The 13,757-nt window shown below is 64.4% G+C and carries 11 protein-coding genes; 1 reads left to right on the forward strand and 10 read right to left on the reverse strand.

The features are described 5' to 3' along the window. Positions 1-43 precede the first annotated feature (43 nt). Positions 44-871: a caspase family protein gene (locus PYR64_RS12310; RefSeq protein WP_018776457.1), complete on the forward strand. Its 828-nt coding sequence runs from the start codon at positions 44-46 to the stop codon at positions 869-871. Positions 872-910: 39 nt separating this feature from the next. Here PYR64_RS12310 and PYR64_RS12315 read toward each other — a convergent pair whose 3' ends face one another. The 10 genes from PYR64_RS12315 to PYR64_RS12360 form a co-directional block, all read right to left on the reverse strand. Next, complete coding sequence (locus PYR64_RS12315; RefSeq protein WP_146230279.1) at positions 911-2,536, reverse strand: hypothetical protein; 1,626 nt, start codon at positions 2,534-2,536, stop codon at positions 911-913. 93 nt (positions 2,537-2,629) lie between these two features. Then, positions 2,630-3,751, reverse strand: coding sequence for a tRNA 2-thiouridine(34) synthase MnmA (gene mnmA / locus PYR64_RS12320; RefSeq protein ID WP_229778574.1), 1,122 nt, complete (start codon positions 3,749-3,751; stop codon positions 2,630-2,632). A 110-nt stretch (positions 3,752-3,861) separates the two neighbouring features. Beyond that, a complete protein-coding gene (locus PYR64_RS12325) occupies positions 3,862-5,700 on the reverse strand; it encodes an FAD-dependent oxidoreductase (protein WP_275775471.1) in 1,839 nt (612 codons plus the stop codon). 13 nt (positions 5,701-5,713) lie between these two features. Then, complete coding sequence (locus PYR64_RS12330) at positions 5,714-6,553, reverse strand: aldo/keto reductase (protein ID WP_210077063.1); 840 nt, start codon at positions 6,551-6,553, stop codon at positions 5,714-5,716. Beyond that, entirely contained in the window at positions 6,550-7,419 is an 870-nt protein-coding gene (locus PYR64_RS12335; protein ID WP_039242153.1) for a TIM barrel protein, read from the reverse strand. Before PYR64_RS12335 ends, PYR64_RS12330 begins: the two co-directional genes overlap by 4 nt. After that, positions 7,416-9,485 (reverse strand): FAD-dependent oxidoreductase, encoded by a 2,070-nt coding sequence (locus tag PYR64_RS12340; RefSeq protein WP_275775475.1) that lies wholly within the window; start codon positions 9,483-9,485, stop codon positions 7,416-7,418. The genes PYR64_RS12335 and PYR64_RS12340 overlap by 4 nt, the downstream gene beginning before the upstream one ends. Before the next feature lie 9 nt (positions 9,486-9,494). Next, complete coding sequence (locus tag PYR64_RS12345; protein ID WP_275775477.1) at positions 9,495-10,619, reverse strand: Gfo/Idh/MocA family oxidoreductase; 1,125 nt, start codon at positions 10,617-10,619, stop codon at positions 9,495-9,497. Between the two features lie 96 nt (positions 10,620-10,715). Then, a complete protein-coding gene (locus PYR64_RS12350) occupies positions 10,716-11,486 on the reverse strand; it encodes an SDR family oxidoreductase (RefSeq protein ID WP_275775479.1) in 771 nt (256 codons plus the stop codon). 2 nt (positions 11,487-11,488) lie between these two features. Next, the gene (locus PYR64_RS12355) at positions 11,489-12,394 is read right to left on the reverse strand and encodes a shikimate dehydrogenase (protein WP_275775481.1); all 906 of its coding nucleotides are present in this window, start codon (positions 12,392-12,394) and stop codon (positions 11,489-11,491) included. Then, positions 12,391-13,734 carry an MFS transporter gene (locus tag PYR64_RS12360; protein WP_275775483.1) on the reverse strand — a complete coding sequence of 448 codons (1,344 nt, stop codon included), beginning with the start codon at positions 13,732-13,734 and terminating at the stop codon, positions 12,391-12,393. Before PYR64_RS12360 ends, PYR64_RS12355 begins: the two co-directional genes overlap by 4 nt. Between the last annotated feature and the right edge of the window lie 23 nt (positions 13,735-13,757).

The following is a 13,757-nucleotide window of genomic DNA, read 5'->3' on the forward strand; positions in this document are numbered from 1 at the left end:
CCCGGGTGCTCAACCGCTGGATCACACGTCGAAAGTCAGGCTCATGGAAAAGGCAGCCCTTTGTGTGGGGATCAACAAATTCAAGTACCTTCCGGAGTCCAGCTGGCTTCACGGCTGTGTCAACGATGCCGAGGATCTGGCCGGCCTGCTCGAGGAAAGCTACGGATTCCCAGCATCACAGGTCACCGTTCTGAGAGATGACAAAGCCACCAAAAAGATGGTTCTGGCGGAGGTCAACAAGCTGGTGGACGCGGCGGTCGAGGGCACCATCCAGCAGATCGTGTTCACCTTCTCCAGCCATGGCACGCAGATTCCGGATACCGGTGGCGACGAAGACGACAGCCTTGATGAGGCCTTTGCCTGCCACGACATCAACGATGCCGGTGACTCCTGGGACCCCGGAACGGTCATTTCAGACGACGAACTGGCTGCCGTGTTCGGCCGCCTTCCTGATGGAGTCCTGATGGATGTGCTGCTTGATACCTGCCACAGTGGTACCGGGCTGAAGTCGCTGGACCTGATTCCCGGCCGTCGCCCGCGCTTCCTGCCTGGACCAACGCCCCGGGCCGTCATGGCGAACGAGGACCTGGAGACCCGGACCCTGCGCGATATTGTCAAGACCGCCAAGTTGTCCACGCCGGTCCTCATGGCAGCCTGCAGATCCGACCAAACCGCAGCGGATGCCCTGATGGAAGGCCGGTACAACGGCGCGTTCACGTACAACCTCGTTAAATCCCTGCGCAGCGACGGAGGCTTGGGGCGGGCTGACCTCCTCAAAGAAGTGAGCAAGGGATTGAAGGCCGGCGGCTTCGACCAGGTGGCGCAGCTTGAGGCGTCGAGGGCTGCGCGCAAAGCGGCCTGGGGAGCTTGAGTTCAGTTCCCGCATCAGGTCCCTGCCGTTCCGGCCTGCCTAGTCCCCCGTGCCGTGGAATTTGTTGCGCACCCCGGATGAGGCCGCTTGCTCGGCTTCGTGGTGCTGGTCGGAACCGAACAGCTGGCCCTGCCGTTCCCTGTCCATGACGGGTTTGAGCGCGGCATAGACGAGGCGGCCACCGGCGTCGAACCTCAACAGTCCTCCTCCACGGACGTCAATGAAGTCCCGCCCGGTCTTCACCCCAAGGCGGACATAGGCTTCCCTCCGGCTCATCCGGACCGTCTGGATGAAGGATGCTCCGATCTCGGAAATGATGAACCCGTCCGGCGATACGCGTTCGGACGTACGGACCCGGGTGGAACTCAGGGGTGTGCGCCGCTCGAGACGGGCGGCCTCCAGGAGCCGCGGGTTCTCCCACACGAAGCGCTGTACTTCCTGGGGGTCTGATCCCAGTGCCGAGAGGCGGATCGGGTAACGGAGCCCGCTGTAGTTCTCAACCCCGCTGATGTTGTTCAACGAAACCCGGCGGATGCCGATTGCGGAAAACTCGGTTTGGAGTGCTTCCCGGTATCCATGGACATCGTCAGGAACCATGTCGAGGTCGGCGGCTATGATTCCGCGCAGAAGATCGCGCCAGGAAACATCCACCGGCGGCATGTAGGACAGGCCCCGAATCACCATGCGAAGGATCCTGGTTGCCACAATCGAACCGGACTCGGCCTTTTGCTGGAGGCTGTGGAACCCGCCGTAGCGGGCATTCCTTTCGGACCATAAGCGCTGGACGGCCCGGAGCACCGCACCCACCACGACAGCACCCCGCGCGTGGGGTTCGGGGAGCAACTGCCAGCCCTCCGGCGCGGCACCGACGAACGGCTCGCGCAGTGGCCCACGGGCAAAGAGATCCCGGGCGAAGTCAAAGAGCGAGCGCATCAGCACTGCGTCATCAACGGTCTGCCCCGCTTCGAAACCTCCTGCCGCGGCTTCGAGCTGCCGGTACACAACTTCCTTGGAAGAGAACACGGAGAGGATGGCCACGATGTCGGCCAAAGCCTCGTGCATGGCCAGCTGTTCCATGGTGGCCATCTGGTCCGCCCAGGCCGGCCTGAACCCATCCAGGATCGCGTGTGTCACCTCATGGGCAACAATGTCGCGGTACAGGGCAGTCGGGACTTTGTATCCCATCCGGTCCACGGATCCGAAACGGATGATGTTGGTGCCCCGCTCGTACCCGGTGTCTGTTGCGGTGACCAGGTCACGGGCTTTGAGCACCACACGCCCTTCGGGGTTCCACGGCATGCGCCTGCCCAGGGTGGTTTCGAAGATTTCCAGGGTGCTCATCGCGACACCGTAGACGTGCTGGGCCAGGAAGCGGGTGTCGTCCAGGAGCTCGCGCAGGCCGGCCGGCGGTGGTTCGGAAATCAACCGCCAAGGATCTCCCGGCTGCGTCAGGCTCACCGGGGATACGGTGGTCCCCCGCCACTTCCGGATATGGATGGCGTAGCGGTGGCCCGTGGGACCGCGCCGCAACCGTTCAACCGGTATGCGTACCTGTGCCGTCAGCGGCGCACCCCCGGCGGGGGCGATCGGCCCCTCAGCAAGGATGGTCAAGGAGACCATCTGCCCGGCTTTGATGTCTCCCGGGCTCTTCTTTGGAAATGCCACAGTCATCGCCGTCCCGAATGCGGACCCCAAACACCGCAGCGGAAACGCTGCTTAGCCCAGTATGGAGTCGGGGCATTCGGGAGGCAATGGCTCCTAGAGGGCTACCCGCTGAAGTGAGCGCGCGGCGTCGATGGTTGCCTGCCCCAGGACCCTGCTGCCTTGGTAGAGAACCACGGTCTGGCCGGGAGCCACGCCACGCAGCGGGTCGGTCAGGGTGACGACGAGCTGTGCCCGTTCCACGCCGGACCCGTCCTCGACGGCTTCCACGTGCGCGACTGCGGGGACGGGATCGCCGTGGGCACGGACCTGGGCGTGGCATTCGAAGCTGGCGCCGGTGGCGACCTCCGGGATGGGCAGGCCGGCCCAGGAGACCTTGATGCCGCGGATCTCGTCGATCGCCAGCAGGGCTTCGGGGCCCACGACTACCTTGTTTTCCTTGGGACGGATCTCGAGGACGAACCTGGGCTTGCCGTCAGCGGCCGGAGTGCCCAGCTTCAGCCCGCGGCGCTGCCCGACGGTGAAGGCGTTGGCGCCAGGGTGCTCGCCGACCTTGGCCCCGGTTTCATCAACGATGTCACCGGTGGTCATCTCGATCTTTTCGGCCAACCAGCCCCGGGTGTCGCCGTCGGAGATAAAGCAGATGTCGTGGCTGTCCGGCTTGTTGGCCACAGACAGGCCGCGCCGCTCAGCCTCGGCACGAACTTCTGCCTTGGAGGGTGTGTCCGCCAGCGGAAACATGGAGTGCTTCAGCTGCTCATGGGTCAGGACGCCCAGGACGTAGCTCTGGTCCTTGGCCCAGTCGGCAGCACGGTGGAGTTCACGGTTGCCGTCAGCGTCTTCGATCACCTTGGCGTAGTGGCCGGTGCAAACAGCGTCGAAACCAAGGGCGATCGCCTTCTCCAGCAATGCCGCGAACTTGATGCGCTCGTTGCAGCGCATGCACGGGTTCGGCGTCCGTCCGGCGGCGTATTCGTCGATGAAGTCCTGGACGACATCTTCCTTGAAGCGCTCGGAGAAATCCCACACATAATAGGGAATTCCCAGGACGTCGCAGGCCCGCCACGCGTCACGGGAATCCTCAATGGTGCAGCAGCCCCGGCTGCCGGTGCGAAGGGTCCCCGGCATGCGGGACAACGCGAGGTGGACCCCCACGACGTCGTGCCCTGCCTCAACGGCTCGGGCGGCGGCCACGGCGGAGTCCACTCCGCCGCTCATTGCTGCAAGTACTCGCATGCTGGCTTTCTGGATCAAGGGATGTGGCGGCCTGTCCGGCTTTTGACGGCCGTGGACGCCCATCCATTCTAGCGTGCGATACCACGCCAGAGCTAGATCCTTGTGATTGACCCACCCTCGGATTCCAATCCTTCGGCTCTTTCGGCCAGCGTCGCCAGGTTCCGTCGCTGCGAAGGGGCAGCGCCGCCGTCGTCCTCGTAGACGGTGGCGTCAGCGAGATCGCGCCCTGCGATGTACCCGAAAGTCAGGGCCGGTCCGAGATTGATGCCTCCTGCGGGGTAATGGCCGCCCATGACTGAGGCCTGGTCATTACCCGCGACATAAAGGCCGCCGATGGGTTGGCCATGGGTGTCAAGGACGCGTGCCCGGGAATCTGCTGCGAGCCCGGCAAAGGTACCGAACGAACCGGGGACAATCCGGACAGCATAGAACGGACCCTTCTCCAAAGCACGCAGCGAAGGATTGGGCTTGTTTCCGGGATCGCCGCCATAGCGGTTGAATTCACTGCTGCCACGTTGGAAATCGGGATCAATGCCCTTGCGGGCGTTGTCATTGAATGCCGCGACGGTCTCTGCCAGTCCTTGCGGATCGATGCCGCATGCCGCAGCCAGCTCCTCGAGTGTGTTGCCTTTCTTCAGGTAACCGGAGCGCAGGTAGGGAAAGAGCGGCACGGGAAGGGGCTTGGCCATCCCCAACGGGAACCTTCGCACGAACGCTGCATCAGCGATCTGCCACGCTTCGACCGGTTCACCTTCAGGAGTGGCGTTGAACATGCCCTGGACGTAGTCGTAGTAGCCCTGGGCCTCGTTGACGAATCGTTTGCCGTCCCGTCGGACGCCGATGCTGCCCGGTTTTGCCCGGTCCATGATGTGCGGGAACGTTCCGGTGCGTCCATTAATGTATGGGACCAGGGAGACAGGACACCAGGCGGCCGGCGACTCAACGTCGGTCTCAAACCGGGCACCCACTGCCTGTGCCATGGAAATGCCGTCGCCGGTGGTTTCTTTTGGCGCCAGTGTCCAGTGCTCCCGGCCCGTGGGCGTCTTCGGGAACAATGTCTTGCGGCGGGCGACGTCATTGGGGAAGCCTCCGGCCGCCAGGACGACGCCACGGGAGGCGTTGATCTGCAGTTCCCCTTGGGGAGAATCGACGACGGCGCCCGCCACCTTTCCCGAGGCATCCGTCACCAGCCGTTTGGCCGGCGTGGAGACGCGGATCTCCACAGCAAGGTCATCAGCGGACTTCAGCAGCCTGCCTGTGAGCGCGGTTCCGTTGACCAACTGCATGTTCCGCCGGTGTGTAACAAGATCGAGCAGATGGAAGGCAACCCGCCAGCCGGCGTGGAAGATGCCTTTGACGTTGCCTCGGGAGGCGGAGAGGAATTTGCGCAGATCCGGACCCGCCATGATGCCCATTCCAAGGAATGAGGTTTCGTAGAGCTGGTGGCGCATCATCGCGCGGAGCCCGGGCCTGATGTTGCGTGCGTTGAACGGCTTAGGCCCGACGGAACGGTGCCCGGTGCCGGCTCCTGGTGTGTCGCCATAGATGTCTTTGATCTCGGTACCGGGTACGAACTGCAGGCTTGTCTTGTCCTGGAAGAACCCCACCATGTGGGGCACGGCTTCCAGGAAAGCCTCCACCCTGTCCTCTTGGTAGTGGTTTCCGAGCCGGTGGCGCAGGTAGGTGCGGAACTGTTCGCGGTCCTCCACCACGCCATCTGATTTTGCCAAGGGATTGCCGGGGGTCCAGGCCCAGCCGCCGGACCAGGAGGTAGCGCCGCCACAGACGTCGGCCTTTTCAACAACCACCACCTTCAGCCCGTGATAGGCGGCGGTCACAGCTGCGGACAGGCCGCCCGCGCCGGAGCCGATGACCAGGACGTCGCAGTCCACGGCGGGCAGGGCAGAGGAAGAATCCAGGGGTGTATTCATGTTCAGTGCTTTCTCAGTGGAAGTAGGTGTCAGAGTCCAGGCGGGGCGCCGCGCCGGTTTCGAGTGCGTCGATCGCAGCCATGTGCTGCTGGTTCAGGCGGAAATTGAAGACATCCAGGTTTTGCTGTTGGCGTTGGCTGTCTGCCGATTTGGGTACCGCTACCCGGCCGTGCTGGACGTGCCAGCGCAGCACGATCTGGGCTGGAGTCTTGCCCAGTTCCTTCGCGGGACCGTCGACTGCCGGGTGGCTAAGGAATCCGCCGCTTCGTCCCAGCGGACTGTAGGCCGCAGTGACTATCCCGTGTCCGCGGTGGTAGGCCAGCTGATCGGGTTGGCCGTGCTCGGGGTCGACTTGCACTTGGTTCAACGGAACTGCCAGGCCTGCCCCCTGGACAGCCTTCAGGTGCGACGGTTTGAAGTTGGAAACACCCCAGGCCCTGATGGAACCGTCGTCGACGAGGTTTTGCAGTTCTTCGCAGGCGTCGACGTATCGACCTTGGGCCGGGTTGGGCCAGTGAACCAGGAACAGGTCCAGGTAGTCGGTCCCAAGCTGCTGCACCGAATTGCCGAACGCCTCCCGCACCCCGCTCCGGCTATGCCACCGGGTGTTGAACTTGGTGGTGAGGAACAGCTCCGACCGGGCGATGCCGCTGCGACGGATGCCCTCCCCTACAGCCGACTCGTTGGCGTAGTTTTCTGCTGTGTCGATGTGCCGGTAGCCGTTGCTGATGGCCTGGGACACTGCCGCGGCGGCGTCCTCGCCCCTGAGTGGCCAGGTTCCCAGGCCGATCAGGGGTACGCGGACGCCATTGGCGAGTTCCGTCGTCGTGGTCTCTGTGCCCTTGCAGGTCATTTTGCACCTGCCGTATCGGGAGAGCCGCTTGGCTGAAGGCTGCAGCCCCGGGTCAGCACGGCGTCAACCCCTGCCCTCAGCAGGCGTGCCCAGCCGGCATCGCCGAGTTCGGCGACCCGCCGGTCCGAAGGTACCTCCACACTGACCGGAAGAATCGCCGGTAATACTGCAACCGCGGCCGCGAGGTCGAACTCGCCCTCGCCGGGTATACCCCTCTCCGAGCGGGATTCGGTGACCAGTCCATCCCGGGTCCCGGGTCGGGCAAGCGGCCCATCGCACAACTGCAGGAGCGGCACGAGGTCGGCGTTGGCGCGCAACGCGTCCCACTGCCTGGCTGCGCCCGGACCGTTGTATCGGTTGAAGTGCAGGGTGTCCACCACGATCCGGCAACCAGCCTGCCGTGCGATGTCTGCGGCCTGGGCGATCGAGGCTACGGGCTGGTAGGAGATCGCCTCCAGCGTGGGGGTGATCCCGAATCCGCGGCCGTCCTCTGTCATCCGGGCAAGTGTTCCGACCAGTCGGGCGGTGTCCGGAGCGGCACCGGCAACGGTGATGGAGCTCGCCTCCAGGGCCTGGCCCGCTTCCATCATGCGCAGCCACGTGTCACGTTGGTCGGTGCCGTCGAGCAGGAGGAACTCGATGTCCCGCACGGTCACGCCCGTGTCTTTCATCCGCGACAACGTTTCGCGCAACATCCGCGACCCCGGCTGAAGGTCGTAGGGGCTTTCAGTCGGTGTCACGGGGCGGACCCGGAGTCCAACGAAATCGAAACCCGCCACGGCGGCAACGTCCACCAAGGCAGGAGGCGGGGTGTGAAGCAGGGACAACTGGGCCAGGCCGATCGGCCTGTGCACGTTTCGGGTCATCGCTTTGTTCCGTTCAGTGTCAGTTCGTTGGTGGCGGCAGCGTCTGCAGCGAGCAGGAAGGCGATCCGCTGGGCCGCGTCGTAGCCGCTCTTGACGGCGTTGGAGGCAATGGCCGGTGTCTGGTCCACGACGGTTCCGGCCAATGTCACAGGCACTCCGGCGACGCGGCTCAACTCTGCGTCCCGGATGTTTCGGGGAATAGTGCTGTCCAAGGGAGCGACGGACCGTGACACCAGGAGCGGTCCGGGCGCATCGAGCCATTCGCCTCCGGCAGGGAGGTCCGGGCCGCTGATCCGGACACGGCCCCCGTCGAACTCCTCGATGACGACGCCGAGGCGGATCCGCACCCGGGGGTTGGCTTCAAGCCGGGGCACTGCCAGGATTTTGGCGCGGCGCCCCGACTCGGGGGCGATAGCCTGCTGAGGGCCGATCAACAGGACGGCAGTCCCCCGGTCTGCCAGTGTGTCCGCCACACTCATGGCCACCGAGTCGGCACCCCAGATCGTCAGGGCTTCGGGTACGTCGCTTACGTCCTCGGTGCCGCCCTCGATCACTTCCAGGTGGGCGGCGAGCCAGTCGCGCACGTCAAGGACGTTGGACATGTCTCCGCCATTGAAGCCCGCCTCGGGTCGGAGCCCGCCGGTGGCCAGTACGACGGCGTCTGCCGCGGTGTCGCGGACCACTCCGCCAAGGTGCGCAGTGTCCACGCGCGAACGCAGGCGGACCTCGATGCCGAGCCGGGCGTTCTCCTCCGCTGACCATTCAGCGAAACGGTGGAAGTCCGGGGTGGATTTCATCCTTTCCGCGAGGGCAAACCGGCCACCCGGGCGGACGCCGTCGTCGAACAAGGTCACCTTCGCTCCTGCTTCGGCGAGTTCGCGCGCGGCAGTGAGACCTGCGGGTCCGGCGCCCACAACCACCACGCGGGACCCCTCTCGGACAGAGGGCGTCGGTACGGGAACACGGGAGCGACCCACCGCTGGGTTGACTGTGCAGGTCACCTGGCCGAGGCCCAGGTTGTCGATGCACACGTTGCAGGCGATGCAGGGCCGGTAACGCTCATCGCGCAGGACGCCGCCTACGAACCCCGGGTCGGCATGGATCGCCCGGGCAAGGCTGACGAAGTCGCAGCTGCCGTCCCGGAGTACCTCTTCGATAATGGCCGGCGAGTTCAAGCGGCCGGCCATGCCCAAAGGAAGACCAAACTGCCGGTACGCCTTGGCATAGCCTGCCAGGATTCCCGGCTTCCACTCCCCGGACTGCACGATCCATTCACCGGCCTCATAGCTCCCGGCGGAGATGTCCAGAAAGTCCAGATGCTCCAAGTGGGCCTTGGCGAGGATGGCCACCTGCTGTTCGGCGGTGATGCCGTCTGCAGGTCCCTCCACGACGGAGACGCGCATGCCCACCACAGTGTCCGGGACGGCTTCCCGCACGGCGTCGATGACGAGGTTCATGAACCGCTCCGGAGCCGCGAACTCGTCCGTGCGGTGGTTGGACAGAGGGGACATGAACTGGTGGATCAGGTAGCCGTGGGCGCCGTGGATGTTGATCACGTCGAAGCCTGCGGCCACCGCCCGGCGTGCGGCCTGCGCGTAGGCTTCCACCAGCTCATGGCAGTCCTCGACAGTGAGTTCACGGGGAACCTCGCCACCTGCAACTTCGCACGCTACCGGTGAAGGGGCAAGGTTCTTATGCCCCGAGACCGCAGCCTGCGCGGTTCGCCCACCGTGGTTGAGTTCGACGGCGGCGAGCGCACCTTCGGCGTGCAATGCGTCAGTGAGCCTCCGCAGGCCCGGGATCATGGCGTCGCTGTGCAGTCCGAGCTGGTGGGTTCGGCCCTTTCCGTCTGCGCGAACGTATGTCGCTTCGGTAGTCACCATGCCGAGTCCGGCCCTTGCCCGGGTCACGAGGTAATCGATGTACTGATCGGTGATCCGCCCGTCAGTGGTGCCGTAGTTGCGTTCCATGGGAGCGGAGGCCAGGCGGTTCCGGAGGGTTTTCGGGGTGCGGCCGTTGCGGCCAAGTGCCAGGGGGCGGTCTGAATAGCGTTTTGTTTGTTCCATGGGTGTTCCTTAGCCTGCAAGTTCTGCGGGTGCTCGTGTGCCTGCAGGCGCGTGGTCGAAGCGGACGGGGACTCCCGTGCGCGATGATTCGTAGACCGCCAGCAGTATCCTTAGTGCTTTCGTCGCATCCCGGCCGGTGATCGCCGGGTCGTCGCCGTTCCGGAGTGCCCGGACAAAGTCGCGGACCTGGGTGGTGTGGTGTGGGATCAGCTGGCCGTTGATCGTAGCCAGGCTGACGTTGGGGTCAACCCCGCTCGGGAAGACGGGTTCGGAGGAGATCGTCCCGGCCGCGGCCCACAGGTCCACACGTCCGTCGCTGCCTTCCGGGAATTCAGTCAGGGAAGCCGATGCTCCGGTTTCTCCTGTGATCCGGATCTGGACGCCCAGGCTCGGGGACACCGCCGTCGAAGCTTCCAGGGTGGCGATGGCCCCGGAAGCGAACGTGATGACCGCAGTCGCGGAATCTTCCACTTCGATGTGGCCGCTGTGTTTGAAGGTGTTGATCTTGCCGTAGACCTCGGCCACTTCTCCCATGAACCACTGCAGGAGGTCGATGTAGTGGATGGCCTGGGTCATCAGCACCCCGCCACCGTCGCTGGCCCAGGTCCCGCGCCAGGCGTCCCGGGAGTAGTACTCAGGCTCACGGTGAAGCATCACAGAACAACGGCCCATGATGGGCCGGCCAAGGGTGCCGTCGTCGATCGCTGCGCGGATGCGTTGCGCGGCCGGCCAGAAGCGTCGTTGGAAGAGGACTCCGAGCTTGACGCCGGCGTCGTCGCAGGCTTTGACCATGCGTTCCGCTGAGGCCAGGTCCGTGGATATGGGCTTCTCGCAGAGCACGTGGACTCCCGCGGCAGCGGCCTGGAGCACCACTTCCTCGTGGGTGGGGTGCGGCGTGCACACCGAGATAACGTCCACCCCGAGACCGAGGAGCTCCGGAACACTGTTCACTGCGGCTGGGATTCCCCGGGCTTCGGCAGTGTCCCGGGCGCGCTGGAGGTCCACGTCGCAGACGCCGACTATGACGGCGTCTGCAAGGGCGTTGAAGGCTTCCAAGTGGTTGCGTGAGATTGCGCCGCATCCTGCGATTCCGATGCGCAGGGGTTCGGCGGTAAGAGGTGATGGTGTGGTCATCTGCGGGGCTAACTTTCTGGTACTGGCCGGAGTTCGTGGTGCGCTCCAGCCGGAGGCGTGCGACGGGGTCAGTAGGGCTGGGTCAGTAGGGCTGGGTCAGTAGCTTGCCCGACCGCCGGACAGATCGAAGACGAAGCCGGTGGTGTAGGACGCCGCGGGCGACACGGCGAATTCGATGAGGGCAGCCGCTTCGGCGGGCGTTCCGAACCTGCCCATGGGGATCTTGGCAGCCTGCGCCGCCTGCTGTTGTGCCGGCACTTCGGCGAACAGCGGGGTCACCACATTGCCCGGAGCGAGCGCATTGACGGTGATGCCGGACAGGGCAAACTCCTTGGACAGGGACTTAACCAGGCCCAGGATCCCCGCCTTGCTGGCGGAGTACGCCGGCATGTTGACAACGCCTTCCTTGCCCGCCGTCGAGGAGATATGGAGCAACCGGCCGTATCCTGCCTGGGCCATACCGGGCAACACGGCCTTGGAGACAATGAAGGCGCCCGTCAGGTTGATCCGCATGATGCGTTCGAAGTCCTCGACAGATGTTGCGGCTGCCGGGGCAACGGGGCCGAGGATCCCGGCGCAGTTGACCACGGCATCGAGGCCTCCCATGCCCAGCACCGCCGCGGAGACCGCGGCCGCAACCGATGCCGGGTCTGTGACGTCCACGGCGACATCCCCTACAGGTGACAAGGTGCTTGCAGGTGACGAGGTCCTTGCTCCGGCAGGCCAGGTGGGCGATGGCAGGTCCGCACCCATGACTGTGGCGCCGGAAGACCTGAGGCGTTCAGCCGTCGCCAGCCCGATTCCGCTGGCGGCCCCGATGACCAGGCAGCGGGACTCGGCGATAGTGGTTGGCGCACTGTAACCCATGACTAACTGACCTCCCGTCGAAACGTGGCCAGCATGCCCTCGGCGTCGGCGGGAATGCCGGTGAAGAGCTCGAAGGCTGCGGCAGCCTGGCCCACCACCATGCGGCCGCCGTCCAGGACTTTGCAGCCCTTGGCACGGGCTGCCTTGATCAGTTCGGTTTCGAGCGGCCTGTAGATTACGTCGGCTACCCACAGCCGGGAGTGGATCACATCGGGGTCGATGGGCAGTCCAGGGTGGCCCGTCATGCCGATCGGCGTTGAGTTCACCAAACCGGTGGCTGTCCTGATGCTTCCGGCGACGGCATCCGTTCCGTCCACCGATAGCCGGCTGTCCGGAAAGTGCGGGGACAACCGAAGGGCAAGGGCTTCGGCCCTGGCCGGCTCAATGTCGGAGATCACCAAGTGCCTGGTTCCGTTGCGGAGCAGACCGAAGGCCACCGCTGCCCCGGCTCCCCCAGCCCCGAGAAGCACTACGGCATCGGTGGCAGCCGTTGGGAGGCCGGCTTGGAGACCCGCGATGAAACCGGTGTGATCTGTGTTGTGCCCGACGGCCTTGCCTTGGTGAAAGGTGATGGTGTTGACGGCACCGAGGATCCGGGCTTCCGCGGAGAGTTCGTCCAGGCCGTCCTGCACCAGCTGTTTGCTCGGATGGGTGACATTCAGGCCGTCGAATCCCAGATCGGCTGCCTGCCTGACGAGCGCTGCAGAGTTTTCCGCGGCTTGTCCTATGACGTCCAGATCGATGACGCGATAGGTGTAGTTAAGTCCCAACCGGTCGGCTTCCGTCTCGTGCAGGCCCGGAGTGAGGGACCCGGCAATCCCTGAGCCAAGCAAACCAACCAGGAACCGATGGTTGCCATCGCCGTCGTGCCGGAATCCCCGGGGGTCCGCCAGTGTTCGCTGGTTCATGCCCGTGACTTATCGGCAATTGCGGCAGGGGTTGTCTTCTTCAGTCCCAGCATGGCCGTGGGCGTCTTGAACGTCTCCGGTGCCAGCAGCGCGGCGACGGCCGAAATGGTGCAGGCCACGGCGGCGAATGTTGCGACGGGAACCCAGTTGGCTTTGTCGCCACCGATCAGCAATTCGGAGATGACGGGTGCGAATCCTGCCAGGAGCAGTCCGAACATCAGGCTGATGGCCATGCCGGAGTAGCGGACCTTGACCGGGAACTGCTCCGGGAAGTATGCGGGGTAGATGGAGTTGGACCAGGTGTACGCAACGCCGATCAGGAGGATCCCCGTGACGAAGATCAGCGGAAGGTTTGCTGCGGACAATGCCATGAAGAACAGGAAGATCATGCCGATCTGCAGCACCAGGCCGGAGACGAAAACGGGTTTGCGGCCGATCCGGTCCGAGAGGATGCCGGCCAATGGGCCCATGGCCACAGCGGCAAGGTTGGCGACGGCAATGACTGTCAGCATCAGGCCCTTGTCAACGCCGACGACGGAGGTGGCGTAGGACAGGGCAAAGACGTTGATGATGGTGTTGATGATGGTGAACAACGACATCGCGGTGACGCGGGTGACTGTGATCCAGTGGTGCCGGAACAGCGTGACGAGCGGAACCTTGACGACTTCGTCCTGGGCTTTGGCTTCCTCGAAAACGGGAGGCTCTTCCAGCAGCCGCCTGAGTACGAAGGCAATGACCGTAACGACAGCGCTGGCGAGGAACGGGACGCGCCAGCCCCACGCAAGCAACTGGTCTTCCGGCATCGACGCGACGGGAATGAACACCAGGGTGGAGAGGACGATGCCGAACATGATTCCGCTCATGGTCCAGCTGGTGTAGAAAGCCCGCTTGTTTTCGGGTGCGTGCTCAAGGGTGAGGGAGCTTGAGCCCGGTGATTCACCGCCAGCGGACAGGCCCTGGATGAGACGGAGGGCCACAACCAGGATCGGCGCAGCCATTCCGATGTCGTTGTACGTGGGCAGGCAGCCGATGAGGAACGTTGAAGCGCCCATGAGCAGGAGGGTGAGCAGCAGGATCCTTTTGCGGCCGAATTTGTCACCCAGGTGGCCGCAGATCACCGCACCCAGCGGGCGGGCGATGTAGGCAACCCCAACGGTGGCGAAAGACAGCAGCATCGCCGAGGGGCCGGGTGCGAAAAACAGCTTGCCGAAGATCAGGGCTGCCGCAGAGCCGAAAATGAAGAAATCGTAGTACTCAAGTGCGCTGCCAACGAACCCTGAAACTGCTGCGATTTTCGCGTTGTTCTTGGTTTGTGCTGGCGCCGATGTCGACACTGACATGATGTTCCCTTCTGGTAACGGGA

It is taken from the genome of Paenarthrobacter sp. Y-19 (assembly GCF_029223985.1).
Lineage (GTDB): Bacteria > Actinomycetota > Actinomycetes > Actinomycetales > Micrococcaceae > Arthrobacter > Arthrobacter nicotinovorans.

Excerpts from the sequence above, each read along its gene's own strand:
- PYR64_RS12310 (WP_018776457.1), top strand. The coding sequence starts at position 44 with ATGGAAAAGGCAGCCCTTTGTGTGGGGATCAACAAATTCAAGTACCTT.
- mnmA (WP_229778574.1), bottom strand. The coding sequence starts at position 3,751 with ATGAGCGGCGGAGTGGACTCCGCCGTGGCCGCCGCCCGAGCCGTTGAG.
- PYR64_RS12325 (WP_275775471.1), bottom strand. The coding sequence starts at position 5,700 with ATGAATACACCCCTGGATTCTTCCTCTGCCCTGCCCGCCGTGGACTGC.
- PYR64_RS12330 (WP_210077063.1), bottom strand. The coding sequence starts at position 6,553 with ATGACCTGCAAGGGCACAGAGACCACGACGACGGAACTCGCCAATGGC.
- PYR64_RS12335 (WP_039242153.1), bottom strand. The coding sequence starts at position 7,419 with ATGACCCGAAACGTGCACAGGCCGATCGGCCTGGCCCAGTTGTCCCTG.
- PYR64_RS12340 (WP_275775475.1), bottom strand. The coding sequence starts at position 9,485 with ATGGAACAAACAAAACGCTATTCAGACCGCCCCCTGGCACTTGGCCGC.
- PYR64_RS12345 (WP_275775477.1), bottom strand. The coding sequence starts at position 10,619 with ATGACCACACCATCACCTCTTACCGCCGAACCCCTGCGCATCGGAATC.
- PYR64_RS12350 (WP_275775479.1), bottom strand. The coding sequence starts at position 11,486 with ATGGGTTACAGTGCGCCAACCACTATCGCCGAGTCCCGCTGCCTGGTC.
- PYR64_RS12355 (WP_275775481.1), bottom strand. The coding sequence starts at position 12,394 with ATGAACCAGCGAACACTGGCGGACCCCCGGGGATTCCGGCACGACGGC.
- PYR64_RS12360 (WP_275775483.1), bottom strand. The coding sequence starts at position 13,734 with ATGTCAGTGTCGACATCGGCGCCAGCACAAACCAAGAACAACGCGAAA.